This is a genomic window from Neisseria sp. P0022.S010 (assembly GCF_051956635.1).
In genome coordinates this window covers 1-471 of record NZ_JBQCXF010000871.1, presented here as the reverse complement: position 1 = coordinate 471, position 471 = coordinate 1, and the positions used below count along the sequence as shown (strand labels likewise).

General features: G+C 53.3%; 1 protein-coding gene. It reads left to right on the top strand.

Features of this window, described 5'->3' with window-relative positions:
- A partial coding sequence (locus ACTHUT_RS21860) for a sodium/glutamate symporter (RefSeq protein ID WP_440419916.1) occupies positions 1-299 on the top strand: 299 nt, incomplete at its 5' end.
- Positions 300-471 lie beyond the last annotated feature (172 nt).

The following is a 471-nucleotide window of genomic DNA, read 5'->3' as shown; positions in this document are numbered from 1 at the left end:
GTCTGGCAGGCCCTGTGACCATCATCTTGGCCGTACAAACCGTCGTGATGATTCTGTACGCCACTTTCGTTACCTACGTCTTCATGGGTCGCGACTACGACGCTGCCGTATTGGCGGCAGGCCACTGCGGCTTCGGTTTGGGTGCCACCCCGACCGCCGTTGCCAACATGCAGTCCATTACCCAAACTTTCGGCCCGTCGCACAAAGCCTTCCTGATTGTACCTATGGTCGGCGCCTTCTTCGTTGACTTGCTCAACGCCGCCATCCTCTCCGGCTTTGTCAGCGTCATCAAAGGCTGATACGTCTGACATAGAAAAGCACTTGCCGCATTTACTTGCTGCAAGTGCTTTTGTTATGATAGGCACGTCAGGCCGTCTGAAGGGCCGTCATCTTCAGGAGTACCTATGTACAAAAAAACCGCTTCCGTATTGATTTTAAGCACGATTCTTCTTGCCGCATGCAGCAAAGAAG